This window comes from Janthinobacterium sp. FT14W (genome assembly GCF_009208755.1).
GTDB lineage: Bacteria > Pseudomonadota > Gammaproteobacteria > Burkholderiales > Burkholderiaceae_D > Janthinobacterium > Janthinobacterium violaceinigrum.
Genome location: NZ_WFLL01000002.1, coordinates 73866 through 100089 on the forward strand (window position 1 = coordinate 73866; position 26224 = coordinate 100089).

The following is a 26224-nucleotide window of genomic DNA, read 5'->3' on the forward strand; positions in this document are numbered from 1 at the left end:
GCCACGCCTGGCGCCAGCGATGCTGGCAGGAAAGTAGTTGATATTGGTAGCAGGAATTGTTGCAAGTATTACTGAAAGGAATTCGTATGACTGCGCTTAAATCCAGCCTGGCTAGCCCCGGCATGAATCCTCCTCCGCCTTCCGGCGCCGCCAGCAAGCCAGTCGCCGCCGATGAGCGCGTAGGCACGACCAGCTGGGTCAAACGGTTTTTCGGCCGCCCCGAGTTCGCCTCGATTTCCGGCGCGGTGCTCGTGTTTGCCTTCTTCGTCATCACGGCCGGCGATTCCGGCATGTTCAACCTCGATGGCGTCGTCAACTGGATGCAAGTGGCGTCCTACCTGGGCATCATCGCCATCGGCGCCTGCCTGCTGATGATCGCCGGTGAGTTCGACCTGTCGATCGGCTCCATGATCGGCTTTGCGGGCATGATGATCGCCATCCCGACCATCTATTTCCACTGGCCCTTGTGGGCTGCCATCCTCTTCGCCTTCGCCGGTTCCATGGCGCTGGGCTGGCTGAACGGCTACATCGTCATCAAGACGCGCTTGCCCTCGTTCATCGTCACCCTGGCCTTCCTGTTCATCCTGCGGGGCCTGACCCTGGCCTTGTCGATCATGTTTGCCAACCGCACGATCGTCAGCGGCGTGGGCGACCTGGCCGCCAATGACTGGCTGGCCAGCCTGCTGTTCCACGGCAATGTCGCCACGGGCTTGTTCCACTGGATGGGCGCGCATGGCTGGATCGCCGTGCTCGACGATGGCTCGCCCCTGGTGAAAGGCATACCGAAAGTGATCGCCTGGTGGCTGCTGCTGGCCGCCGGTGCCGCGTTCGTCCTGTCGCGCACCCGCTTCGGCAACTGGATGTTTGCCGTGGGCGGCGATGCGAATGCGGCCAAGAATGTGGGCGTGCCGGTGCGTAAGGTCAAGATTTCCCTGTTTGTCTTCACGGCGTTCTGCGCCTGCCTGTTTGCCACCTTGCAAGTGTGCGATATCGGTTCGGCCGCCGCCGACCGCGGCATGCAAAAGGAATTCGAAGCCATCATCGCGGCCGTCATCGGCGGCGCCTTGCTGACGGGCGGCTACGGTTCCGTCGTCGGCGCCTGCTTCGGCGCGCTGATCTTCGGCGTGGTGCAGATCGGTATCACTTATACGAACATCAATTCGGACTGGTTCCGCGTCTTCCTCGGCGTCATGCTGCTGATCGCGGTGCTGTTCAATAACTTTGTACGCTCACGCGTCACGGAAGCGAGATAAATCATGAGCGAACATATTCTTGCCCTGGAAAACGTCAGCAAGCGTTTCGGCTCCGTGCTGGCCTTGCAGAACATCACCATGCGGCTGAAAGAGGGCGAAGTGCATTGTTTGCTGGGCGACAATGGCGCCGGCAAGTCCACCCTGATCAAGACCCTGGCCGGCGTGCACAAGCCGACCGACGGTCAGTACCTGGTCGATGGCAAGCCCGTCGTCTTCAATTCGCCCAGCGAGGCGCTGGACATGGGCGTGGCCACCGTCTACCAGGATCTGGCGCTGGTGCCGCTGTTGTCCGTGGCGCGCAACTTCTTCATGGGCCGCGAGCCGATGAAAAAGCTGCTGGGCCTGGTACCCGTGATGGATATCGATTACGCGGCCGAAACGGCGCGCGCCAAGCTGGCCGAGATGGGCATCATGGTGCGCGACCCGCACCAGGCCATCGGCACCATGTCGGGCGGTGAAAAGCAGTGCCTGGCCATTGCCCGCGCCATCCACTTCGGCGCCCGCGTGCTGATCCTCGACGAGCCCACGGCGGCCCTGGGCGTGAAACAATCGTTCAATGTGCTGAAACTGATCTACAAGGCGCGCGAACGGGGCATTTCCGTGATCTTCATTACGCACAATGTGCACCATGCGTATCCGGTGGGCGATTCGTTCACTTTGTTGAACCGGGGCAAGTCGCTGGGCACGTTCACCAAGGATACGGTGACCAAGGACGCCTTGCTGGACATGATGGCGGGCGGTGCGGAAATGCAAACGCTGATGGCTGAACTCGACGGTGTCACGATTTAAGGATAACCATGAATAACCCGACACAATTTGCCCAGGGACGCGCGCTGGACGTGATCTGCCTGGGCCGCCTGGCCGTGGACCTGTATGCGCAGCAGATCGGCAGCCCGCTGGAAGACGCCACCAGTTTCGCCAAGTACCTGGGCGGCTCGTCGGCGAACATCGCCTTCGGCACGGCCCGCCTGGGCTTGAAGTCCGCCATGCTGTCGAAAGTGGGCGACGACCACATGGGCCGTTTTTTGACGGACACCTTGTCGAAAGAGGGCTGCGACGTCAGCCATGTAGGCATCGACCATGACCGTTTGACGGCCCTGGTGATGCTGGGCATCAAGGATAAGAACACGTTTCCCCTGATTTTTTACCGCGACAATTGCGCCGACATGGCCATCGACCCGGCGTCGGTGGATGCGGCCTTCATTGCGTCGAGCAAGGCGCTGTTAATCACCGGCACGCACTTTTCCACGGCTGCCATGCACGCCGTCAGCATGCAGGCCTTGAAGCTGGCCCGTGCCAACAATGTGCGTACCGTGCTCGACATCGATTACCGGCCCGTGCTGTGGGGCTTGTCCGGCAAGGCGGACGGCGAAACGCGTTTCGTCTCGAACGACGGCGTGACGCGCCACCTGCAGGCGATCTTGCCGCAGTTCGACCTGATCGTCGGCACGGAAGAGGAATTCATGATTGCCGGCGGCGGCGCCGACATCATGGCATCCCTGCGCGCCGTGCGGGCCGCCACCCTGGCCACCCTGGTCGTCAAGCGGGGTCCGCTGGGCAGCGCCGTCATCGACAATGTGGTGCCGGCCAGCCTCGACGACGCATACAACTACCGGGGCGTGCGCGTGGAAGTGCTGAACGTGCTGGGCGCGGGCGATGCCTTTATTTCCGGATTCCTGAAAGGCTGGCTGCGCGGCGAAGGCTATGAGGCCTGCTGTCGCTACGCAAATGGCTGCGGCGCCCTGGTGGTGTCGCGCCACGGCTGTGCGCCGGCCATGCCGTCGCCCGTGGAACTCGACTATTTCCTGGCGAATGCGGCCAGGCTCACGCAACCGGACCAGGATGCCACCTTGTCCCGCCTGCACCGCACGACGGTGGCGCGCCCGCAGTGGGATGAATTGTGCGTGTTTGCCTTCGACCACCGCACACAATTTTTCGAGCTGGCGCAGCAGGCGGGCGCATCCGAGTCGCGCATTGCGGCCTTGAAACAGCTGATGGTGCAAGCCGTGGCGCAGACGGAAACGGTCTTGCAGCTGGCCGGCAAGACGGGCGTGCTGATCGACGGCCGCTACGGTGTCGACGCGCTCAACGATGCGACGGGGCGGGGCTGGTGGATAGGCCGTCCCGTGGAATTGCCGGGATCGAACCCGCTGCAATTCGACTGGGGCCGCTCCATCGGTTCGCACCTGCTCAGCTGGCCGAAGGAACACGTGATCAAATGCCTGGTGCAGCTGCATCCGGACGATGCCGTGGAAAACCGCCTGGAACAGGAAGCGCAGATCAAGGCCCTGTACGACGCGGCGCAAGTGAGCGGTCACGAACTGTTGTTGGAAGTCATACCGTCGGATGCCTTGCCGAAGGGCCATGACACCGTCTTGCGCGCCGTCAAGCGCCTGTACAACCTGGGTATTTACCCGGAATGGTGGAAGCTGGAAAGCATGTCGGCCCAGCAATGGCAAGCGATCGATGCCCTCGTGCATGAGCGCGATCCGTATTGCCGTGGCGTCGTCCTGCTGGGCTTGAACGCGCCCATCGATGCGCTGGCCGCCAGTTTCGAACAGGCCAGTGCCAGCAGCACCTGCCGCGGCTTCATGGTGGGACGCACCATCTTCCAGGAACCGAGCCGCCGCTGGCTGGCCGGCGACATCGACGATGCGGGCCTGATCGCCGCCGTGCGCGCCAACTTCGAACAGTTGATTTCCCTGTGGCAGCGCACGCGCAACCGCCTGGAGCGTGCAGCATGAGCGCCACCACCATCCGTTTGACCATGGCGCAGGCGCTGGTCCGCTATCTGGCCGCCTTGCGCACGGACGAGGGCGACGGGACCTTGGTTCCCCTGTTCGGCGGCGCCTTCGCCATCTTTGGCCACGGCAACGTGGCGGGCCTGGGCGAAGCGCTGTACCAGTACAAGGAAGTCTTCCCCACGTTTCGGGCGCACAACGAGCAGGCGATGGCGCACGCTGCCATTGCGTATGCGAAAGCGCACATGCGCCGGCGCATGCTGGCCGTCACCAGTTCCATCGGCCCTGGCGCCACGAATTTGCTCACGGCGGCGGCCCTGGCCCACGTCAACCGCCTGCCCGTGCTGTTGCTGCCCGGCGACGTGTTCGTCTCGCGCGCGCCGGACCCGGTGCTGCAGCAGCTGGAAGACGGCACGGACGGCAGCGTGTCGGTGAATGACGCCTTCAAGCCGCTGTCGCGTTACTTTGACCGCATCGTCTATCCGGAACAGTTGCTGACGGCCTTGCCGCGCGCCATTGCCGCCTTGACGGACCCGGCTGCTTGCGGCCCCGTCACCTTGTCGCTGCCGCAAGACGTGCAGACGATGGCGTATGACTACCCCGAGGAATTCTTCACGCCCCGCACCGTGCGTTTCCGCGCCGTGCCCCCCGTGGAGCAGGAACTGGAAGAAGCGGCAGCCTTGTTGACGGCTGCCAGGCAGCCCCTGATCGTGGCGGGCGGCGGCGTGCTGTACGGCAAGGCCGGCGCCGCCTTGCAGGCATTTGCCGAGCGCCACGGCATTCCCGTGGCGGAAACGCAGGCGGGCAAGAGCAGCCTGCCGTGGGACCATCCGCTGCAGCTGGGCGCCATCGGCGTGACGGGTTCGCCTGCCGCGAACAACCTGGCGGCCGAGGCGGACGTGGTGCTGGCCGTGGGCACGCGCCTGCAGGATTTCACGACGGGATCGAACTCGCTGTTTGCGCAGGCGCAACTGGTGAGCCTGAACGTCAACAGTTTTGACGCCCTGAAACGCCGTGGTCTCGGTGTGCAGGCGGACGCAACCCTCGGGCTGCAAGGCCTGTCCCGCCATCTGGGCAGCTGGAACAGCGCGGGCCAGTGGCTGGACCGCGCACAGCAGGCGGGCCACGCCTGGCGCGCGACGGTGGCCGCGATTACGGGCAAGCGCGAGGTGGCCGGCTTGCCCTATGACGGCGAAGTCATCGGCGCCGTGCAGCGCTCATCGGGCGACTCGACCACCCGCGACATCGTCGTCTGCGCGGCGGGCACCTTGCCGGCCGAACTGCACAAGCTGTGGCGCACCAGCACGCCCGGCGGCTATCACATGGAATACGGCTACTCGTGCATGGGCTATGAAATCGCGGGCGGCCTGGGCGTCAAGATGGCAAAACCGGATGCCGAGGTGATCGTCATGGTGGGCGATGGCAGCTATCTGATGATGAATTCGGAAATCGCCACCTCCGTCATGCTGGATAAAAAACTCATCATCGTGGTGCTCGACAACCGGGGCTACGGCTGCATCAACCGCCTGCAGCAGGCCTGCGGCAATGCGTCGTTCAACAATATGCTGCCCGACAGCGCACCGCGCATCGACTTCGCCCTGCATGCGCGGTCCCTGGGCGCCCTGAGCGAACATGCGGGGTCGATTGCCGAGCTGGACGATGCCATGCAGCGGGCCCGCGCCGCACCGCGCACATATCTGATCTGCATCAATACGGACGACACGCGCACGACGGAGGAGGGCGGTTGCTGGTGGGAAGTGGCCGTGCCCGAAGTCTCGACGCAAGCCGGCGTGCAAGCTGCGCGCGCCCGTTATGAACTTGACCGCCAAGGACAACAAAAATGACTACATGGAATGTGAAGATCGGCATCAACCCGATCTCGTGGATGAACGACGATTTGCCCAGCCTGGGCGGCGAGACACCCCTGGAGACGGCCTTGAAAGAGGGCGCCGAGATCGGCTACGTGGGCTTTGAACTGGGTAACAAGTTTCCCAAGGACGCTCCCGCCCTGAACGCCGTGCTGGGCAAGTATGGCCTGGCGTGTGTTTCCGGCTGGTATTCGGGGCGCTTGGCGCACCGCTCCGTGGAAGAGGAAATCGCTGCCGTGGGGCCCCATCTGCGGCTGCTGGCCGGCAGCGGCGCCACGGTCATGGTGTACGGCGAAGTGGCCGACGCCATCCAGGGCGAGCCGCGCCCCTTATATAAACGCCCCCGCTTCCAGACGCAGCAGCAATGGCAGGAGTATGCGGACAAGCTGACGGCGTTTGCGCAACACTTGCTGGACCACGGCGTGCGCCTGGCCTACCACCACCACATGGGCGCCTATGTGGAAACCCCGGCCGACGTGGACCAGTTGATGGCCTTGACGGGGCCGGAAGTGGGCTTGCTGTTCGACACGGGCCACATCACGTTTGCCGGCGGCGATGCGCTGGCCGTGCTGAACAGGCACATCGACAGGATTTGCCACGTGCATTGCAAGGATGTGCGTCCCAACGTGGTGAAGCTGGCCCGCAACGGCCACTGGAGTTTTTTGCAGGCCGTCATCAATGGCGCGTTCAGCGTGCCCGGCGACGGCAGCATCGATTTCTCCGCCATCCTCACGCGCTTGTATCTGCACGGCTACGAAGGCTGGCTGGTGGTGGAGGCGGAGCAGGACCCGGCCGTCGCGCCCAGCTATGAATACGCGAAGATGGGCCACGATTACCTGGCCCGGCTGGTCGACGCCATCCCCCGCCTGGGCCGGGAGGCGGCATGAGCCCGCTGCTGGTCAAGGCCCGGCCTGGTTCGGCCATCGTCGAGGTGACGCCGGAGTCGGCCGGCTGGACGCATGTGGGCTTTGCCGCGCACCGGCTGGCGGCCGGCGAGCAGTTGAACCTGGACACGGGCAGCCGCGAACTGTGCATCGTCGTGTTGACGGGCACGGTCACCGTGCAGGCGGGCGGGCAGGCCTGGGAAGCCATCGGCGGGCGCGCCAGCGTCTTCGAGGAGCGCTCGCCGTATGCCGTGTACGTGCCGCTGGAAACCGCAGTGCGCATCACGGCGGTGAGCGGCGCGGAAGTGGCGCTGTGCAGCGCGCCCGCCACGACGCACCGTCCGGCGCGCCTGATCGACCCGCAGTCGATGATGCGCTTCGTGCGCGGCAAGGGCGCGAACACGCGCTATGTGTGCGACATCCTGCCGCAAACGGCCGAGGCCGATGGCTTGCTGGTGGTGGAGGTGGTGACGCCGTCCGGCCATTCGTCCAGCTATCCGCCGCACAAGCATGACGACGACAATATTCCCACAGAAAGCTCGCTGGAAGAAACGTATTACCACCGCCTGAACCCGGAGCAGGGCTTTGCGTACCAACGCGTCTATACGGATGACCGTTCCATCGATGAAGCGATGGCCGTCGAAAACCACGACGTGGTGATGGTGCCGCGCGGCTACCACCCCGTCACCGTGCCGTATGGCTATGACGGCTATTACCTGAACGTGATGGCCGGCCCGAAACGCGTATGGCATTTTAAAAACGACCCGGCCCACGAGTGGCTGATGACGAAATAAACGAGGACAAGAAGATGACAACGCAACAGATCGGCCACTTTATCGGTGGCAACCCCATGGCCTCGCGTTCCGAGCGCACGAGCGATGTGTTCAATCCCGCCACGGGCGCCGTCACGGCCAAGGTGTCGCTGGCCACGCCGAGCGAGCTGAACGCGGCCGTGGCCGCCGCCCATGCGGCGTTTCCCGCCTGGTCGCAAACGTCGCCCTTGCGCCGCGCGCGGGTGATGTTCAAGTTCAAGGAATTGCTGGAAGAGCACTCGGACCAGTTGGCCGCCCTGATCACGGCCGAGCACGGCAAGGTGTTCACGGATGCCAAGGGGGAAGTGACGCGCGGCATCGAAGTGGTGGAGTTTGCCTGCGGCATCCCGCAAATGATGAAGGGCGAGTATTCGGAGCAAGTGGCCGGCGGCATCGACGCCTGGTCGATCCGCCAGGCCCTCGGTGTCTGCGTGGGCATCACGCCCTTCAACTTTCCCGTGATGGTGCCCATGTGGATGTTCCCGATGGCGATTGCCTGCGGCAATACCTTCGTCCTGAAACCGTCGGAGCGCGACCCGTCGGCCAGCCTGCTGCTGGCGCAGCTGCTGACGGATGCGGGCTTGCCCGACGGCGTCTTCAACGTGGTGCAGGGCGACAAGGAAGCCGTGGACGGGCTGTTGCATCACCCGGACGTGCGCGCCGTCAGCTTTGTCGGTTCCACGCCGATTGCCGAATACATCTACGCCACGGGCTGCGCCCAGGGCAAGCGCGTCCAAGCCTTGGGCGGCGCCAAGAACCATATGGTGGTCATGCCGGACGCGGATATTGCGCAGACGGTGGACGCCCTGATGGGTGCCGCCTTCGGTTCGGCGGGCGAGCGCTGCATGGCCATTTCCGTCGTGGTGGCGGTGGGCAATGTGGGCGATCAGCTGGTCGAGGCGCTGGTGCCCCGCATCGCGGCCCTGAAGATCACGCAAGGCATGGATCTGTCGGCCGAGATGGGGCCTGTCGTCACGCAGGTGCACAAGGACAAGATCGCCGGCTACATCGCCACGGGCGTCAAGGAAGGTGCCAAGCTGGTCAGTGACGGGCGCGGCTTCGTCTTGCCCGGCCATGAAAAGGGCTTTTTCCTCGGCGGCAGCCTGTTCGACCATGTGACGCCGGAGATGACGATCTATAAAGAGGAAATCTTCGGCCCCGTGCTGTGCATCGTGCGCGTGCCCGATTTTGCCACGGCGCTGGACCTCGTCAATGCGCATGAATACGGCAATGGCACGGCGATCTACACGCGCGACGGCAACACGGCGCGCGAATACACGCACCGCGTGCAGGTGGGGATGGTGGGCGTCAACGTGCCGATCCCCGTGCCGATGGCATTCCACAGCTTCGGCGGCTGGAAGCGCAGCCTGTTCGGCGACCACCATGCGCATGGTCCGGAATCGGTGCGTTTCTACACGAAGCAGAAGGCCGTGACGCAGCGCTGGCCCGCCTCGACGGCGGCCGGTGCCGAGTTTGCCATGCCGACCCTGAAGTAAGACTCCGCCGTAAACCGGCTGGTTCGCTTCTTGCTTACTGCAATGGTTAATTGTTTAGCCATTGCAGATCGCTCCCATGACGTCCAGCCGTACCCAGCCAGCGCCAGACCGCCCCCTGCGCATTGTCGTCGTCAATACCATCGTCGAGCACGGCGTGCACGCGGATGCGGCGCTGGCTGCCCAGGTGCAGCGCGGCAATGCCTTGCGCATCGGCTTGCTGGAATCGGGCTTCGACATCGTCGCCTCGCTGCCGGCCGACCTCTATCTTCCCGAGCGCATCGCGCAACTCCAGCCTGACCTCATCATCATCGACGCCGAATCGGACGCGCGCGACGTGCTCGAGCACATCGTCATCGCCACGCGCGACGAGCGCCGCCCCATCGTGCTGTTTACGGAAGACGGCGCCATGGCCAGCATCGACGCGGCCATGGCGGCCGGCGTGTCCGCCTATATCGTGGCCGGCTTGCAAGCCGAACGCATTCAACCCGTGCTGAACGTGGCGCTGGCGCGCTTTCGCCAGGAAGAAAAGTTGCGCGCCGAATTGCTCGACACGCGGCACAAATTGCTTGAACGCAAGGTGATCGAGCGGGCCAAGGGCTTGCTGATGACGCATCACGGCTTGACGGAAGACCAGGCTTACCAGCGCCTGCGCAGCATGGCCATGAACAAGAAACTGAAACTGGCCGAGATCGCCCAGCGCATCCTCGACGTGGAGGACTTGCTGGGATGAAGCGTTCATTTCCTGACACATGCTGGTGCAGCGCACCATCGCGGTGCATTTCCAGCCGTCCGGCACAAGGTGGGCACAGGCACGGTCCTTGCTGCTGGACGGGGAGAGCCGTGCCCATGGTGGCGCGGAAAAACAGTATTTATCAGCAAGGAATGGTATGACAGAGCAAGCGGACAAGCAGGAAGAATATGGCGCCCAGGCGATGCGCACCCTGCAGCCGGAAAAACAGACGATACGCATCGGCTACCTGCCGCTCAGCGATTGCGCCTCCCTGATCATGGCCGCGGAACTGGGTTGCGATGAACGGCACGGCATCAAGATCGAACTGAGCCGGGAGATGTCGTGGGCCGGCGTGCGCGACAAATTGCAGAATGGCGAACTCGATGCGGCCCACGTGTTGTACGGCCTCGTGTATGGCGTGCAGATGGGCGTCGGCGGGCAACAGCACGACATGGCCGTGCTGATGAACCTCAACCGCAGCGGCCAGGCCGTCACCCTGTCGGCGGCGCTGGCGCGCGAGGGCGCCCACGATGGTCCTACCCTGGCGCGGCACATGCGCGCCGCGGCGCGGCCGTTTGCGTTTGCACATACTTTTCCGACCGGCAACCATGCGATGCTGCTGCAATACTGGCTGGCCGCGCATGGCATCGATCCGCTGCGCGACGCGCGCGTGATGACGGTGCCGCCGTCGCAGATGGTGGCGGCCTTGCGCGCGGGCCAGATGGACGGTTTTTGCGCGGGCGAACCGTGGGGCTACAAGGCCATCGTCGATGGCGTGGGCGTGACGGCCACCACCAGCGGCGCCATCTGGCCCGACCATCCGGGCAAGGTGCTGGGCACCAGCGCCGCGTTTGCGCGCCAGCATCCGAACAGCTGCCGCGCCCTGATTGCCGCCGTGCTCGAGGCGGGGCGCTGGATCGACGCCAGCGACGCCAACCGGCTGGTCATGGCGGCCACCGTGGCCGCGCCGGCCTATCTGAATACGCCGCAGGAAACGCTGGCGCCGCGCATGCTCGGCCACTACCAGGATGGCCTGGGCAAGACCTGGGACGAGGCGCAGCGCCTGCAGTTCTACCAGGGCGGCGCCGTGAATTTTCCGTATCTGTCCGACGGCATGTGGTTCATGACCCAGCACCGGCGCTGGGGCTTGCTGCGCGACGAACCCGATTACCTGGCCGTGGCCCGGCAAGTCAGCCGCATCGACCTGTACCGCCAGGCGGCGGAAATGACGGCCACGCCCTTGCCCGCGTCGCCGATGCGCAGGTCGACCCTGTGCGACGGCGTGGTGTGGGACGGCAGCGCGCCGGAAGCGTATGCGGCATCGTTTGCCATCGGCCACTTTTTTTAATGGGAGAGTTCATCATGGCGCAACTTGGAAGCGTGACGCTGGTGGGCGCCGGTCCCGGCGACCCGGACCTGCTCACGGTAAAGGCCGTAAACGCCATCGCGCGGGCCGACGTGGTGCTGATCGACGACCTCGTCAATCCGGCCATGCTGGCCCATGCGGCGCCCGGCGTGCGCGTGGTCGAAGTGGGCAAGCGGGGCGGCTGCGCTTCCACGCCGCAAGCCTTCATCGAACGCCTGATGCTGGCCGAAGCCCGCGCCGGCCTGCATGTGGTGCGGCTGAAAGGGGGCGACCCCTATCTGTTCGGACGGGGCGGCGAGGAGCGCGCCTACCTGCGCAGCCACGGCGTGGCCGTGGAAGTGATACCCGGCATCAGCAGCGGCCTGGCCGCGCCGGCTGGCATCGGCGTGCCGCTCACGCACCGCGCCTGGAGCCAGGGCGCCATCTTTGTCACGGGCCACGGCAAGGACAGCGCCTCCGAACCGAACTGGGCGGCATTGGCGCAGAGCAAGCTCACCCTCGTCATCTACATGGGCGTGGCCCGGGTAGCGGCCATCCAGGCGGGATTGCTGGCCGGCGGCATGGCGCCCGGCACGCCCGTGGCCGTGGTGCAGTCGGCCAGCTTGCCGGCGCAGCGCCAGTTGCTGAGCACTTTGCAGGCCTTGCCCGCCGACTTGCTGGCCAGCGGCCTGGGCAGCCCCAGCATCATCGTCGTGGGCGACGTGGTGCGCTGCGCCGACGCCTGGAATGACCATGGCGCGGGGGCGCAGCTGTCCGTCTCCGCTTGAGCTCAGCGGATCGGCAGGGCCACGGGACGGATGGGCGCCGCGTCGCCGCCGCGGAATTTCAGCGAAGCGCCGATGAAGGCAAACTGGTAGACCTTGTCGCGCGACAGCGCTTCCAGGTCGACCAGTTCCAGGATGGGCGTGCCCTGCTGCGCCAGCAGATAGGTGTGCACGGGCAGGTAATTGCCCGCCACTTCGGACGGAAACGCCTCGAAACTGAGGTTGTCCGCGCCCACCACCATGGCGCCGCCGTCTTCCACGAGGAATTTCGCCGCATCGAGCGACAGGCCGGGCGGATTCGCCATGTACGCTTGCGCCTGCTCATAGTGCTGCATGCGGCCCGTGCGTATCAGCACCACGTCGCCCTTTTCCAGGGTGATCTGCTGGTGCGCCAGCGCGGCGCGCAAATCCTGCCGCGTGACCCGGTAATTGTCGGGCAGCTGGGATAAACCCTTGGCCACGGCCACGTCGATCAGCACGCCGCGCGCCACGATGGGCGGCAGCTTTTCCGCGCCTGTCACCGTCCAGCCCCGGTCGCCCAGGTAGCGCTCTTCCGTAAAGCCGTTCCAGATCTTGCCGTTCAGGCCGAAGTGGTTGAGCGCGTCGATATGCGTGCCCATGTGCGCATACATGGACACGGCCGAACCCGTGTAACTGACGTGGCGGTTCATGGCTTCGCCCACGTGCATGGAATCGGCCACCACGTTGCCCTTGGGCGTGTGCGTCATCCACATCTGGTAGGGCGGATCGCCTGCCGCCTGCCAGCTGGGCATGCCGACATAGAAATCGACGGCCAGGTCATAGCTCTTGCCGCCGTCGATGCGGGCCAGGATGGCGGCGCGCGAGGCCGGCGTCATCAGGTTCAGGCGGCCGATTTCGTCTTGCGGGCCCCAGGGGCTGATGCCCACGTCGGGCAGGGCGGCAGCCGGCGCTGCGGCGTGCGCCGTACTTGCCAGCAGGGCCAGCAGCAGGGCGCTCAGGGCGGTCGATGGTGTGAACATGGGGTGCTCCTTGTGTCAGGTGAGGAAAGAAGCCGCCATCATATTATTTTTCATTTCCATGATAATCAGCGATAAAATAATAAGATATTCAACTAAAATGAAAGAATCATGGATGTCCTGGCGCACATGCGCGTGTTTCGCAAGGTGGTCGAGCGCGACAGCTTCAGCAAGGCGGCGCAGGACCTGAACCAGTCGGCGGCCGCCATCAGCAAGCAGGTGCGCCAGCTCGAGGAGCGCCTGGGCACGGTGCTGCTGGTGCGCACCACGCGGCGCATGAGCCTGTCGGATGGCGGCCGTGCCTACTATTTTGAATGCTGCCGCCTGCTCGACGAGGTCGAAGCGCTGGAACTGGCCACGCGCGGCTGCGCGGGCAAGGTGGCGGGGCGGCTGCGCGTGAATGCGCCGCTGTCGTTCGGCCTGAAAGTGCTGTCGCCGCTGCTGCCCGTCTTCATGGCCCGCTACCCGGAAGTCAGGATCGAGATGACCCTGGACGACCGCCTGCGGGACGTGGTGGGCGAGGGGTATGACGTGTCGCTGCGCATCCGCGCCGCGCTGGCCGATTCGACCCTGGTGGCGCGCCGCCTGGGCGACGTCGAGCAGATGATCTGCGCGGCGCCCGCCTACCTGGCGCGGCGCGGCACGCCCCGGCTGGCGCAGGACCTGCATGGCCACGATTGCCTGGCCTACCGCCTGGCCGACAGTCCCGGCGTCTGGCAGCTGGACGGCCCGGAAGGGGCGAGCAGCATCGTCCTGCCCGTGCGTTTTTCCGCCGACAGCAGCCTGCTGCTGGCCGATATGCTGGTGGCGGGCATCGGCGTGGGCGCGCTGCCGTCCTTCGTCGCCGCGCCCCTGCTGGCCAGCGGCGCCCTGGTGCGCGTGCTGCCATCGCACGGCATGGCCAGGCGCGGCGTGTATGCCTTGACGCCCGATGGGCGCCATGTGCAGGAAAAAGTGCGCGCCTTCTGCGACTTCCTGGCGGGGGCGCTGCAGCCGGCATAGGCGCCAGGTGTTTTCCAGGGCAACCATCGCGTGTGCTTTTTTTCATGCGAGGATGCGTCGCGCAGGGGCTTTGATAGTATCCTCGTACTTGCTGGGCGGCAGGGCGCCGCACATTTGAGGAACCGGAATAAGCGATCGACAATGCACACTTTGAGCAAGGGCGGGACGGCAGCGGGTAGCGGGATCTGGGCAGGCGGGCTGCTGCTGGCATTGGCGGTGGGCGGTGCCCTGTATGCGGGCGCGGCGCGCACGGTCAACGACGACGCCGAACAGCGTTTCGACAATCTCACGCATGGCGCCCAGCATAGCCTGGTCACGCGCGTGAAAAGCTATTCCGACCTGCTGCGCGGGCTCGAAGCCCTGTTCCGCACCAGCGAGCAGCTGACGCGCCGCCAGTTCCACGACTACGTGGCCGGCCTCGACATCGCGCGCCAGTTCCCGGCCATCGAATCGGTCAACTACGCGGTGGCGCTGACGCAGGCGCAGCGCGCGGCCTATGTGGCCGACGTGCGGGGGGACACCAGCCTGAGCCCGCGCGGCTATCCCGATTTCACCATCCGCCCTCCCGGGGAGCGGCCGGCCTACACGGTGCTTACCTACCTGGAGCCCGACTCCCTGCTGGCCGAACGCATGGGCGTCGACATCGGCGCCAGCCCGCTGGTGGCGCAGGCCCTGGCGCAGGCGCGCGACAGCGGCGAGGTCAGCGCATCGGGGCAGGTCATCATGATCAAGGGGCCGCCAGCGCATGTGGGCCTGGGCATGCGCCTGCCCGTGTACCGCAATGGCATGCCGCAAGGCAGCGTGGACGAGCGCCGGGCAGCCTATCAGGGGTCCGTGGGCATCGGCTTCGGCGTGGCGCAGCTGGTGCACAGCGCGCTCGAACGCAGCGCCCTGGAACCGCTGCACCTGACCCTGTACAGCGCGGCCGATCCCTTGCCGGCCAGCGGGGTCCTGTCCATTACGCCGCGCGACCGCCTGCTGTTCAACGATGATGGCGACTTGGCGGCGGTGCCGCCGCAACCGGGCAGCGATGACGCCTATTTCGACCAGGTACTGCCCGTGGCCTACCAGGGCGGCGTATGGAAAGCCCATTTCCGCGTGCGCAAGACGGAGCTGTACAGCCCCTTCGACCGCTACTTCCCGTGGCTGGCGCTGGCCGTCGGCGTGGCCGGGACCCTGCTCGGTTATGGCTATATCTTTACCCTGTACCGCTCGCGCCGCAACGCGGTGGCGCAGCGCACCCTGCTCGATATGGTACTCGACAGCGTCGATGCCTACGTCTACATGAAGGATGCGGACCTGCGCTACCGCTACGTGAATGCGCGCACGGCGAAGATCCTGGGCCGCTCGGCGGAGCAGCTGATCGGCCGCCAGGATGGCGATTTGATGCTCGGCGACGCGGCCGCCGCCGCGCAGCTGACGGAACGCCAGGTCTTCGACAGCGGCAGCAAGTTCGTCGGCGAAGAGCGCTTCGTCGATGCGCAGGGCCAGGTGCACCACCTGTGGAGCGTGAAGGTGCCGCTGGGCTTGCCCGGTCCCGTCACGGGGCTCATCGGCCTGTCCACCGACGTGACGGAACTGCACCGCCTGAAAGAGCAGGCCGACGCGGCCAGCCAGGCCAAGAGCGACTTCCTGTCGAACATGAGCCATGAAATCCGCACGCCGATGAACAGCATTATCGGCATGGCGCACCTGGCGCTGAAATCGGTGGCCGATGCGCGCCAGCGCGATTATCTGCAAAAAATCTTCCATTCGGGCCAGCATCTGCTGGGCCTGATCAACGACATCCTCGATTTTTCCAAGATCGAGGCGGGCAAGCTGGAACTGGAAGTGCTGGACTTCCGGCTCGACACGCTGCTGGCGAACATCGCCAGCCAGCTCGGGGATGCGGCCGCCGTCAAGGGACTGGCGCTGCAGTTCGATATCGCGCCGGAGCTGCCGCAGCGCTGGCGCGGCGACCCGCTGCGCCTGGAGCAGGTCCTGCTGAACCTGGCCAGCAACGCCATCAAGTTTTCCGACAACGGCAGCATCTTCGTGCGCGTGCGCCAGTCCGAGGAGCGCGGCAGCCACGGCATGCTGCGCTTCGAAGTGCAGGACCGGGGCATCGGCATGAAGCAGGAAGAGGTGGCGCAGCTGTTCCGCTCCTTCCACCAGGCCGACCCGTCGACCACGCGCAAGTATGGCGGCAGCGGCCTGGGGCTGGTGATCAGCAAGCAGCTGGTTGAACTCATGGGCGGCAAGGTGGGCGTGTACAGCCAGCCGGGCCTGGGCAGTACCTTCTGGTTCACGGCGCGCCTGGAGAAAAGCGCGCAGGCGGGCGACGAGCGCATCGCCGAAGTGGAGCCGGAAGTGCTGGGCGTGATCCGCGGCGCCTCCATCCTGCTGGTGGAAGATAACGTCTTCAGCCAGCAGGTGGGCTGCGAATTGCTGGAAGACGCAGGCGCCACCGTCTGCGTGGCCTGCAATGGCCGCGAGGCGCTGGAATTGCTGGCCCACCAGCGCTACGACTGCGTGCTGATGGACGTGCAGATGCCGGAGATGGACGGCTTCGAGGCGACGCGCCGCATCCGCGCCGACCCGCAGCTCAGCGGCCTGCTGGTGATCGCCATGACGGCCAATGCGGGCAGCGAAGACCGCGCCCGCTGCCTGGCGGCAGGCATGGATGAATTCCTGACCAAGCCGATCGCGCCCAATCTGCTGTTCCACCTGCTGGCGAAATGGTTCCGCCTGCGGGGCGGCATCGGCAGCGTGGGCCGCGCGCGCCCGGGCGACAGGCTGGTGGCGGTGCCGAAAGCGGCGCCGTCGGATGCCGCGCTGGAGTTGCGCGACACGGCCATCCTCGACCTGGCCACCCTGGCGCTCACGTTCAGCAACGACACCGTGAAGATGCGCAAATATACCCAGCTGTTCCTGGACACGGCACGCGACGGCATCGCCGAAATGGAGCAGGCCATGGCGCTGGAAGACCTGGGGCGCCTGGCGGACCTGGGGCACCGCAGCAAATCGTCGGCGCTGGCCGTGGGCGCGCACGCGTTTGCGGGCCTGTGCACGTCGATCGAGAGCTTGCGCCGGGGCGGCGACCTGCAGCAGGCGCGCGTCCTGCTGGCGGCGCTGGCCCCGGCGCTGGCGCAGGTGGCAGAACAAATTTCGCTGGAATTTGCCGCCAGCGACGCCCCCTGACGCGGGCAGCGGCGATAATACGCGTTTGACGCCTCCGGCCACCCGGCCGGAGGCGCGGCAACCCATCGGATCAGCATGCATACTCCCGTCACGCCCGGCCTCCTCATCCTGCATGGCAACCAGCTGGAACAGCTGCGCGCCGCCGTCTTCCAGTGGCTGCGCCAGCATCCGCTGGCGCCCCTGGAAACGGACATCTTCCTGGTGCAGTCGAACGGCGTGGCCGAATGGCTGAAGATCGCCCTGGCCGAGGAGATGGGGGTGTGCGCCGCCACGCGCATCGCGCTGCCGGCGCGCCTGCTGTGGGAAAGCTACCGTGGCATGCTGGGGCGCGAGCGCGTGCCGCGCGTGTCGCCGTTCGACAAATCCCCGCTGACGTGGCGTCTGATGCGATTGCTGCCGTCGCTGCTGGCCGACCCCGTGTTTGCGCCGCTGCGCTACTTCCTTGCCGACGGCGATAGCGAACGCCGGCTGCAGCTGGCCGAGCGCCTGGCCGACCTGTTCGACCAGTACCAGGTGTACCGCGCCGACTGGCTGGCCGATTGGGCCGCGGGGCGCGACCAGCTGCGCACGGCCCGCAACGAAGCCATCGCACTGAAGCAAGACCAGCGCTGGCAGGCGCAGTTGTGGCGCGCCGTGGCGGCCGACGTCGACGAATTCGAGCGCGACACGGGCCGCGCCGACATCCACGACGCCTTCCTGGCGGCGATTGCCGCCGGCGATGCGCCGGCCGGCAAGCTGCCGCGCCGCGTGGTGCTGTTCGGCGTGTCGGCCTTGCCGTACCAGACCTTGCAGGCGCTGGCCGCATTGGCGCGCCATACGCAGGTGGTGCTGGCCGTGCCCAATCCGTGCCAGTTCTACTGGGGCGACATCATCGACGGGCGCGACTTGCTGCGCGCGCAAAACAAGCGCCAGCGCCAGCGCAATGGCCACGACCTGGCGCAGATTCCCCTCGAAGCGCTGCACGCGCACAGCCATCCGCTGCTGGCCAGCTGGGGCAGGCAGGGGCGCGATTTCATCCGCATGCTCGACGAGTTCGACGAGCATGCGGCCGCCGAAGGGCGCGACGACAGCCTGCGCATCGACCTGTTTGGCGAGGAAACGGGCGAGACCCTGCTGCAGCAGGTGCAGGTGGCCATCCGCGAACTGCGCCCGCTGGCCGAACACGAACAGACGCCGCCCGATGCGGCTGACCGCTCGATCGAATTTCACGCGGCGCACAGCGTGCAGCGCGAAGTGGAAGTGCTGCACGACCAGCTGCTGGCCATGTTTGCGCACAGCGACGTGACGGGCTTGCGTCCGCGCGACGTGGTGGTGATGGTGCCCGACATCGACACCTTCACGGCCGCCATCCACGCCGTCTTCGGCCAGTACCGGCGCAACGACGAGCGTTTCATTCCGTTCGAGATCGGCGACGTGAAGGACCGCAGCGTCAACCCGCTGCTCGTCGCGCTCGAGTGGCTGCTGCAGCTGCCGCAGCAGCGCTGCCGCCAGAGCGAGGTGCGCGACCTGCTCGACGTGCCCGCGCTGGCCGCCCGCTTTGGCCTGCAGCCGGACGACCTGGCCACCCTGGGCGCCTGGATCGAAGGGGCGGGCGTGCGCTGGGGCCTGGACCAGGCGCACCGCGCCGGCCTGGGGCTGGGCGCGGCGGGCGAGCAGAATGCGTGGATCTTCGGCGTGCGGCGCATGCTGCTCGGCTATGCCAGCGGCAGTGGCGCCAGCTTTGGCGGCATCGAGCCATATGGGGAAGTGGGCGGCCTCGATGCGGCGCTGGCGGGCTCGCTGGCGCAGCTGGTCGAGGCGCTGCTGCACTGGCGCACGGTGCTGGCCGGCGCCTGCACGCCAGCCGAGTGGGGCGTGCAGGCGCGCGCGCTGCTGGCCGCTTTTTTCGACGCCGACGACGAGGGCGACCGCCTGACCCTGGCGCAGCTGGAAGGCGCCTTGCTGGGCTGGCTGGAAACCTGCGAGCATGCGGGCTTCGTCGAGCAGGTGCCGCTGTCCGTGCTGCGCGTGGCGTGGCTGGGCGCGCTGGACGAGCCCACCCTGAACCACCAGTTTGTCTCCGGCGGCGTCACGTTCTGCACGCTGATGCCGATGCGCGCCGTGCCGTTCCGCGTGGTCTGCCTGCTGGGCATGAACGATGGCGATTTTCCCCGCCGCGCGCAGAAGGCCGATTTCGACCTGCTGGCGCTGCCCGGCATGGCGCGCCCGGGCGACCGTTCGCGCCGCGACGACGACCGCTACCTGATGCTCGAAGCCCTGCTGGCCGCGCGCGACAAACTGTACGTGAGCTGGGTGGGGCGCAACGTGCGCGACAATTCCGAGCAGCCGCCGTCCGTGCTGGTGTCGCAGCTGCGCGATTACCTGGCCGCCGGCTGGTCGCTGGACCGGCACCTGGCATCGCTCACCACCGAACATGCGCTGCAGCCGTTCAGCCGCCGCTATTTCGAAGCCGACGGCTTGCTGACTTACGCGCGCGAATGGCGCGTGGCGCATGCGGATGCCGATGCGGCCCATGCGGAGGCGCTGGCGCTGGGCCCCTACGAACTCGATCCCGGCATGCGCTTGAAGCTGGGCGAGCTGGCCAGCTTTCTGCGCCAGCCCGTCAAATACTTTTTCCGCCGCCGCCTCAGCGTGTATTTTGCCGATGCGGCCATGCTGGGCGAGGATGAGGAACCGTTTGGCCTGAATGCGCTCGAGCGCTATCTGCTGGAAGACACCATGCTGGATGACGGCGGCGCCGTCGAAGCGGCGGGCGACGTGCGCGCCAGCCTGGAAGCGCGCGCAGGGAAGCTGGCGCGCGAAGGCGTGCTGCCCATCGGCCTGATCGGCCAGCAGGTGCAGGCGCAACTGGTCGAGGCGCTGGTGCCCGTGCGCAGCGCGTGGCTGTCCCTGCGCGCCTCGTTTCCGTACGCGGCCGACAAGCGGGCCATCAACCTGCCGTTTGGCGAGCTGCAGATCGACGACTGGCTCGACAGATTGTGCAGCAACGGGCGCGACACGGCCTGGCTGATGCAGATTTCCTCGAAGGTGACGGACAAGGCGGGCCAGGCGCGCGGCGACAAGCTGATGCTGATGTGGCTGCGCCAGCTGGCCGCCGCCGCGCTGGACTTCCCCGTCACCGGCTACCTGGTGGCGCGCGACGCCATCGTCTGCATGGCGCCGCTCGACCCGGCCGCTTCGCGCGCCGCGCTGGCCACCCTGCTGGCGCTGTGGCGCGAAGGCATGAACCATCCGCTGCCCACGGCGTGCAAGACGGGCCTGGCGCTGGTGCAGCAGGGCGACCCGCGCGCCGTCTACGATGGCGGCTTTGAAGTCTCCGGCGAGCGCGACGAGCTGTGCCTGGCGCGCCTGTGGCCCGAGTTTTCCGCGCTGGCCGCCGAGGAAGCGTGGCAGGACTGCACGCGCGAGCTGTATGGCCCGCTGGCCGACTGGCTGCAGCAATACATCACCATCGACCCGATCAGCGCGCCCGATGACGGCGCCGGAGAAGAACAATGACGAGCCATCTGCTCAACCCCCTGGCGTTCCCGCTGCACGGCTCGCGCCTGATCGAAGCCTCGGCCGGCACGGGCAAGACCTGGACCATCGCCGCGCTGTACGTGCGCCTCGTGCTGGGCCACGGCGACGACGACAGCCGTTTTACGCGCCCCCTGCTGCCGGCCGATATCCTGGTGATGACGTTTACCCGCGCCGCCACGCGCGAATTGTCGAACCGCGTGCGCGAGCGCCTGATCGAGGCGGCCGCCTATTTTCGCCACGAGGTTGGCATGGAGTCCGGCGCCAGCGACCCGTTCCTCGACGCCTTGCTGGTGGCGTATCCGGACGAGAGCGAGCGGCAGAAGGCCGCGCACCGGCTGATGCTGGCCGCCGAGACGATGGATGAAGCGGCCATTTTCACCATCGACGCGTGGTGCCAGCGCATGCTGCGCGAGCACGCGTTCGACAGCGGCAGCCTGTTCGACGAAGAACTGGTCAGCGACGAGCAGGCCCTGTTCGAGGATGCGGCCCACGATTACTGGCGCCAGCAGGTGTACCCGTTGCCGCCGCAGGCGCTGGACGTGCTGCTGGCCTGCTGGCCCGACGTGGGCGCGCTGAAGAAAGGCGCGCGCGAACTGGCGCGCCGCGCGGACATCATGGCCATGGCGCAGGAAGAACCGTTGTCCGCGCTGATCGCGCGCGAACAGCGGGCGCTGGCCGCGCAGCTGGCCAGCCTGAAGGCGGGCTGGGTCGAGCGCGTGGACAGCATGGCCGCGTGGATCAACGACCACCGCGCCGTCAATCCCAAGTGTTTTAACGGCGTCAAGATGAAGCCGGAGAACCTGGCGAAGTGGTTCGACGGCTTGCGCCGCTGGGCGCAAGACCCGCTGTTGCTGCAGCCGGCCATCACGGCCAAGGCGTGGGAGCGCCTGACGCCGTTCGGCATCGAAGACGCGTTTGCCAAGAGTTTTACGGCGCAAGTGCCCGAGTGCTTCGACCATACGGAAGAACTGGGACGGGCGCTGGCCGCCATCACGCCGCTGGCGCACAAGCTGCACCTGCATGCGGCGGCGGCCATCGCGCGGCGCATGGACCAGTTGAAGCGCCAGTCGCGCCAGTTCGGCTTTGCCGACATGCTGCAGCGGCTGCACGACGCGCTGGCCGGCGAGAATGGCGCGGCCCTGCGCCAGCGCATCATCGACCAGTATCCGCTGGCCATGGTCGACGAATTCCAGGATACGGCGCCGGCCCAGTACCAGATCTTCAACCTGCTGTACCGCATTGCCGACAACGATCCGGTGCTGGGGCTGTTCCTGATCGGCGACCCGAAACAGTCGATCTACGGCTTTCGCGGCGCCGACATCCAGAGCTACCTGGCGGCGCGGCGCGCCACGGCAGGGCGCCACTACCAGCTGGGCACCAACTACCGTTCCACGGCGCCCCTGGTGGCGGCCGTCAACCAGCTGTTCCTGCATGCGGAGCGCGCCGACGTGCCGGCCGGCGCCTTCCGCTACCGCCAGGGCGATGACAATCCGCTGCCGTTCGAAGCCGTCGACGCCAAGGGCCGCGCCGAATCCCTGGTCACGAAGGATGGCGCCATGCCGGCGCTGCTGGCCGCCTGCGCCAGCGATGAAGGATTGCGCGGCGACAGCTACCGCGAGTATTTCGCGCAGCACTGCGCGGAACATATCGTCGCCATGCTGGGCGATGCGCAGGCGGGCTTCGATGGCCCCGGCGGCTTCGTGCGGCTGCAGCCGGCCGACGTGGCCGTGCTGGTGCGCGACCGCAAGGAAGCTGCCGCCATCCGCCGCGCGCTGGCGCGCCGCCGGGTGGCCAGCGTGTACCTGTCCGACAAGGATTCCGTCGTCGACAGCGAAGAGGCGGCCGACGTGCTGCGCTGGCTGGCGGCGCTGGCCAATCCCCTCGACGGTGGACTGGCGCGCGCCGCGTTTGCCACGCGCACCATCGGCCTGTCGCTGGGCGAACTGGCGCGCCTGTCCAGCGACGAACTGGAATGGGAGCGCCGCGTCGAGCAGCTGAAGGCCCTGCACCTGATCTGGCAGCGCCAGGGCGTGCTGGCCATGCTGCGCCGCTTCATCCACGAACTGCAGCTGCCGGCCATGCTGCTGCAGCAGACGGGCGGCGAGCGGCGGCTGACGAATCTGCTGCACCTGGCCGAACTGCTGCAATCGGCCAGCCGCCAGCTCGATGGCGAACAGGCGCTGATACGCTGGCTGGCCGAGCAGATCGCGGGCGAAGGCGAGGGCGGCGACGAGCGCGTGCTGCGCCTGGAAAGCGATGCGGAGCTGGTGAAAGTCATCACCGTGCACAAATCCAAGGGCCTCGAATACCCGCTCGTGTATCTGCCGTTCGCCGTCACGGCGCGCAAGGTGGACAAGCGCAACCGCAGCTTCTTCGACTACGCGGATGAAAAAGGCGAACGCCGCCTCGATTTGTCGCTGTCCGACGAGGCGATGGCGGCGGTCGAAGAGGCGCGCATCGAGGAAGACCTGCGCCTGCTGTACGTGGCCCTGACGCGCGCGCGCCACTTCCTGTGGCTGGGCGTGGCCGCCCAGGCGGCGCGCAAGGCGGGCGAGAATACCCTGCACGAATCGGCGCTCGGCTATCTGCTGACGGGCGGCGACAAGCTGCCGGCGGAGCAATTGCTGTTGCGCTGGCAGCAGGTGGCGGGCAGCTGCGACGCCATCTACGTGGCTTCCCTGGCGCAGCCCGACGCCTGCACGGTGCTGGAGCGGGTCGAGCGGCGCCCCCGCTTGCGTCCCGCGCCCGTGTTTGAGGGCGAATTCGAGCGCGACTGGTCGGTGGGCAGCTTTACGTCGCTGACGCGGCAGATCGGCGCCGTGGCGGCTCCGCACGTGCCGCAGCGGGCGCTGGAAGAAACCCTGCTGGAAGATGGCACGGGCGTGCCAGCTGTCTCGCCGCTGCAGACGGGCGACGCGCCATGGCACCGCTTTCCGCGCGGCTCCGTGCCCGGCAATTTCCTGCACGAGCAGCTCGAGTGGATGGGCAGCGAAGGTTTTGACAGCGTCCACGAGGCGCACTTCGACACGCGCCTGGCCGCGCGCTGCGAGCGGGCAGGCTGGGGCCACCGCCAGGAAGACGCCATCGCCTGGCTCAGGGAAATCGCCGTCACGCCGCTGCCGCTGCTCGATGCGTCGCTGTCGCAGCTCGATAGCACCCTGTCCGAGATGGAGTTCTGGTTCCCCAGCGAGCATTTGTCCACGGGGGCGCTCGACCAGCTGTGCACGCGCCTGCTGCTCGACGGCGCGCCCCGTCCCGTGCTGCCGCGGCGCCAGCTGCACGGCATGCTGAAAGGCTTTGCCGACCTGGTGATCGAACAGGATGGCCGCTATTGGGTGCTCGACTACAAGTCGAATGCGCTGGGGGCCAACGACGCGGCCTACCACACGGCCGCACTGGCGGCCGGCATGGCGCAGCACCGCTACGATATCCAGGGCGCCATCTACATGCTGGCCCTGCACCGGCTGCTGAAAAGCCGCCTCGGCGACGCATACGACCCGGCCGAGCACCTGGGCGGCGCCATCTTCCTGTTCCTGCGCGGCATAGCGAATGGGGACACGCATGGCTGCTACTGGCTGGCGCCGCAGCTGGAACTGCTGGACGGCCTCGATCAACTGTTAGAAGAAACGGAACACCATGCAGCATGACGCACAGATGAACGCTTTGCTTGCCCATGTCGACGGCGTCGCCGAGGATGGCCATCTGCGCCGCCTGAGCGCCGCCTTTGCCCGCTTCATCGCCAGCCTGGATGACGATGCGCCGGACGCGCCCGCCGTGGCCGTCGCATGCGTGGTGCTGGCCGAGCTGGAAGGGCGTGGCCACAGCTGTTTGATGCTGGCGGACCTGGCCAGCGAACCGTCGCAGCTGCTGGGCTGGAGCGAAGAGCTGTGGCATGGCGTGCTGGCCGTTTCCGGCCCGCTGCCCGACAGCGTTGCTGGCTGGCGCGCGCTGCTGGCCCGCGCGCCGCAGGTGTGGCAAGTGGATGCGCCGGACGTGCGCCAGCCGCTGGTGCTCGATGGGGCGCGCCTGTATTTGCGCCGCTACTGGCGCGACGAGCGCCTGGTGGGCGGAAAAATCGCCGCCCGCGCGCAGGATCTGGGCGCTCCGCCGCTGGCGCAGGTGCGGCAATGGCTCGACATCCTGTTCGACCAGCCAACCCAGGACGGCGGCCCGGACTGGCAAAAGGTGGCGTGCGCCATCGCGCTGCGGGGCAAGGTGGCCATCATCACGGGCGGGCCGGGCACGGGCAAGACGTACACGGTGGCCAGCCTGTTGACCCTGCTGTTTGCCGTCTCGCCGCAGCCGGAGCAGCTGCGCATCGCGCTGGCCGCACCCACGGGCAAGGCGGCCGCGCGTTTGAAGCAGTCGATCGACAAGGCACTCGAGGGGCTGGCGGCCAAGGCGGCGCGCGGCGATCAAGGCTTGCCCCTGCTGGAACTGGCGCGGCGCATGGGCGCGGCGCGCACCCTGCATAGTTTGTTGGGCGCGCGGCCCGATACGCGCGCCTTTGCCCACCACGCGGGCAATCCGCTCGAGGTCGACGTGCTGATCGTCGATGAAGCGTCGATGGTGCACCTGGAGATGATGGCGTCGGTGCTCGACGCCTTGCCGCCCAAGGCGGTCCTGATCCTCCTGGGTGACAAGGATCAACTGGCGTCCGTGGAAGCGGGCGCCGTGCTGGGCGACTTGTGCCACGATGCGCAGGCGGGCGGCTACACGGACGACACCATCGCCTATGCGCAGGCGGCCAGCGGCGTGGCCATTCCCCCCCGCTTTGCGGGAGCGGCCGGCGCGCTGGCGCAGCAGACGGTGATGCTGCGCCACAGCCACCGTTTCAGCGGCCCCATTGGCGAACTGGCGCTGGCCGTGAATGGCGGCAGGCCCGACCTGGCCAGGGCGTGCTTCGCCGGCGACAGCGGCGGCCAGCTGGCGTGGAGCGTGCCGGCGCAGCAGGAAGACGTGCTGCGCCTGGCCTTGCGCGGCCGCGCAGATGCACCGGGCGGCTACCAGCCCTACCTGGCGCTGGTGAATGCGGGCGGGGAGGGCCATGCGCAGCACGACGACTGGGTGCGCGCCGTGCTGCACGCGTTCGAGTCGTTCCGCATCCTGTGCGCCGTGCGCGAAGGCGAGTGGGGCGTGGCGGGCCTGAACACGGCCATCGAACTGCGGCTGGAAAAGGAAGGCCTGATACGCCGCAGCGAATGGTATGTGGGCCGCCCCGTGATGGTCACGCGCAACGACTACGGCACGGGCGTGTTCAATGGCGACATCGGCTTGACCTTGCGCGACCCTGCGCGGCCCGGTTCCCTGCGCGTGTACTTTTTGGAAGGCGAGAACGTGCGCAGCGTGCTGGCCACGCGCTTGCGCCACGTGGAGACGGCGTTTGCCATGACGGTGCATAAATCGCAGGGATCGGAATTCCGTCACACGGTGCTGGTGCTGCCGCAGGAAGGCGGCGCCATGCTGGCGCGCGAACTGGTCTACACGGGCATCACGCGGGCGCGCGATTTCTTCACCCTCGTCTCGCCCACGCAGGCCGTGCTGTTCGACGCGATCCTGCGCCGCACGCAGCGGGCCAGCGGCTTGCGAGGGCTGATCGGGGCCTGACTGG

The 26224-nt window shown here is 66.9% G+C and carries 16 protein-coding genes; 15 read left to right on the plus strand and 1 reads right to left on the minus strand.

What is annotated here, in order from left to right:
• Nucleotides 1-122 precede the first annotated feature (122 nt).
• The 10 genes from GCN74_RS02525 to cobA all read left to right on the plus strand — a co-directional run bounded on the left by GCN74_RS02525 (nt 123) and on the right by cobA (nt 11917).
• The gene (locus GCN74_RS02525; protein ID WP_193316949.1) at nt 123-1253 is read left to right on the plus strand and encodes an ABC transporter permease; all 1131 of its coding nucleotides are present in this window, start codon (nt 123-125) and stop codon (nt 1251-1253) included.
• Between the two features lie 3 nt (nt 1254-1256).
• Nucleotides 1257-2042 (plus strand): ATP-binding cassette domain-containing protein, encoded by a 786-nt coding sequence (locus GCN74_RS02530; RefSeq protein WP_152255214.1) that lies wholly within the window; start codon nt 1257-1259, stop codon nt 2040-2042.
• Nucleotides 2043-2050: 8 nt separating this feature from the next.
• On the plus strand, nt 2051-3997 hold the full coding sequence (locus GCN74_RS02535) for a bifunctional 5-dehydro-2-deoxygluconokinase/5-dehydro-2-deoxyphosphogluconate aldolase (RefSeq protein ID WP_152255215.1): 1947 nt from the start codon (nt 2051-2053) through the stop codon (nt 3995-3997).
• Nucleotides 3994-5838: a 3D-(3,5/4)-trihydroxycyclohexane-1,2-dione acylhydrolase (decyclizing) gene (iolD, locus tag GCN74_RS02540; protein ID WP_152255216.1), complete on the plus strand. Its 1845-nt coding sequence runs from the start codon at nt 3994-3996 to the stop codon at nt 5836-5838. Before GCN74_RS02535 ends, iolD begins: the two co-directional genes overlap by 4 nt.
• Nucleotides 5835-6749, plus strand: a complete 915-nt coding sequence (gene iolE / locus GCN74_RS02545) for a myo-inosose-2 dehydratase (protein ID WP_152255217.1) — start codon at nt 5835-5837, stop codon at nt 6747-6749. Before iolD ends, iolE begins: the two co-directional genes overlap by 4 nt.
• Nucleotides 6746-7540 carry a 5-deoxy-glucuronate isomerase gene (iolB, locus tag GCN74_RS02550; protein ID WP_152255218.1) on the plus strand — a complete coding sequence of 265 codons (795 nt, stop codon included), beginning with the start codon at nt 6746-6748 and terminating at the stop codon, nt 7538-7540. Before iolE ends, iolB begins: the two co-directional genes overlap by 4 nt.
• Before the next feature lie 14 nt (nt 7541-7554).
• Nucleotides 7555-9054: a CoA-acylating methylmalonate-semialdehyde dehydrogenase gene (locus tag GCN74_RS02555; RefSeq protein WP_152255219.1), complete on the plus strand. Its 1500-nt coding sequence runs from the start codon at nt 7555-7557 to the stop codon at nt 9052-9054.
• 76 nt (nt 9055-9130) lie between these two features.
• The gene (locus tag GCN74_RS02560; protein ID WP_152255220.1) at nt 9131-9784 is read left to right on the plus strand and encodes an ANTAR domain-containing response regulator; all 654 of its coding nucleotides are present in this window, start codon (nt 9131-9133) and stop codon (nt 9782-9784) included.
• A gap of 157 nt (nt 9785-9941) precedes the next feature.
• Complete coding sequence (locus GCN74_RS02565) at nt 9942-11132, plus strand: CmpA/NrtA family ABC transporter substrate-binding protein (RefSeq protein WP_152255221.1); 1191 nt, start codon at nt 9942-9944, stop codon at nt 11130-11132.
• A 14-nt stretch (nt 11133-11146) separates the two neighbouring features.
• Nucleotides 11147-11917, plus strand: a complete 771-nt coding sequence (cobA, locus tag GCN74_RS02570) for a uroporphyrinogen-III C-methyltransferase (RefSeq protein ID WP_152255222.1) — start codon at nt 11147-11149, stop codon at nt 11915-11917.
• 2 nt (nt 11918-11919) lie between these two features.
• On the opposite strand, the gene GCN74_RS02575 is transcribed toward cobA, so the two are convergent.
• Nucleotides 11920-12915 carry a cyclase family protein gene (locus GCN74_RS02575; protein WP_152255223.1) on the minus strand — a complete coding sequence of 332 codons (996 nt, stop codon included), beginning with the start codon at nt 12913-12915 and terminating at the stop codon, nt 11920-11922.
• 108 nt (nt 12916-13023) lie between these two features.
• Here GCN74_RS02575 and GCN74_RS02580 point away from each other — a divergent pair, with 108 nt between their 5' ends.
• The 5 genes from GCN74_RS02580 (at nt 13024) to recD (ending at nt 26220) form a co-directional block, all read left to right on the plus strand.
• Nucleotides 13024-13914, plus strand: coding sequence for a LysR family transcriptional regulator (locus GCN74_RS02580; protein ID WP_152255224.1), 891 nt, complete (start codon nt 13024-13026; stop codon nt 13912-13914).
• A 141-nt stretch (nt 13915-14055) separates the two neighbouring features.
• Entirely contained in the window at nt 14056-17094 is a 3039-nt protein-coding gene (locus tag GCN74_RS02585; RefSeq protein ID WP_152255225.1) for a CHASE domain-containing protein, read from the plus strand.
• A 75-nt stretch (nt 17095-17169) separates the two neighbouring features.
• Nucleotides 17170-20592 (plus strand): exodeoxyribonuclease V subunit gamma, encoded by a 3423-nt coding sequence (gene recC, locus GCN74_RS02590; RefSeq protein ID WP_152255226.1) that lies wholly within the window; start codon nt 17170-17172, stop codon nt 20590-20592.
• Nucleotides 20589-24260 (plus strand): exodeoxyribonuclease V subunit beta, encoded by a 3672-nt coding sequence (gene recB / locus GCN74_RS02595; RefSeq protein ID WP_152255227.1) that lies wholly within the window; start codon nt 20589-20591, stop codon nt 24258-24260. Before recC ends, recB begins: the two co-directional genes overlap by 4 nt.
• A complete protein-coding gene (recD, locus tag GCN74_RS02600; RefSeq protein ID WP_152255228.1) occupies nt 24250-26220 on the plus strand; it encodes an exodeoxyribonuclease V subunit alpha in 1971 nt (656 codons plus the stop codon). Before recB ends, recD begins: the two co-directional genes overlap by 11 nt.
• Nucleotides 26221-26224: the final 4 nt, after the last annotated feature.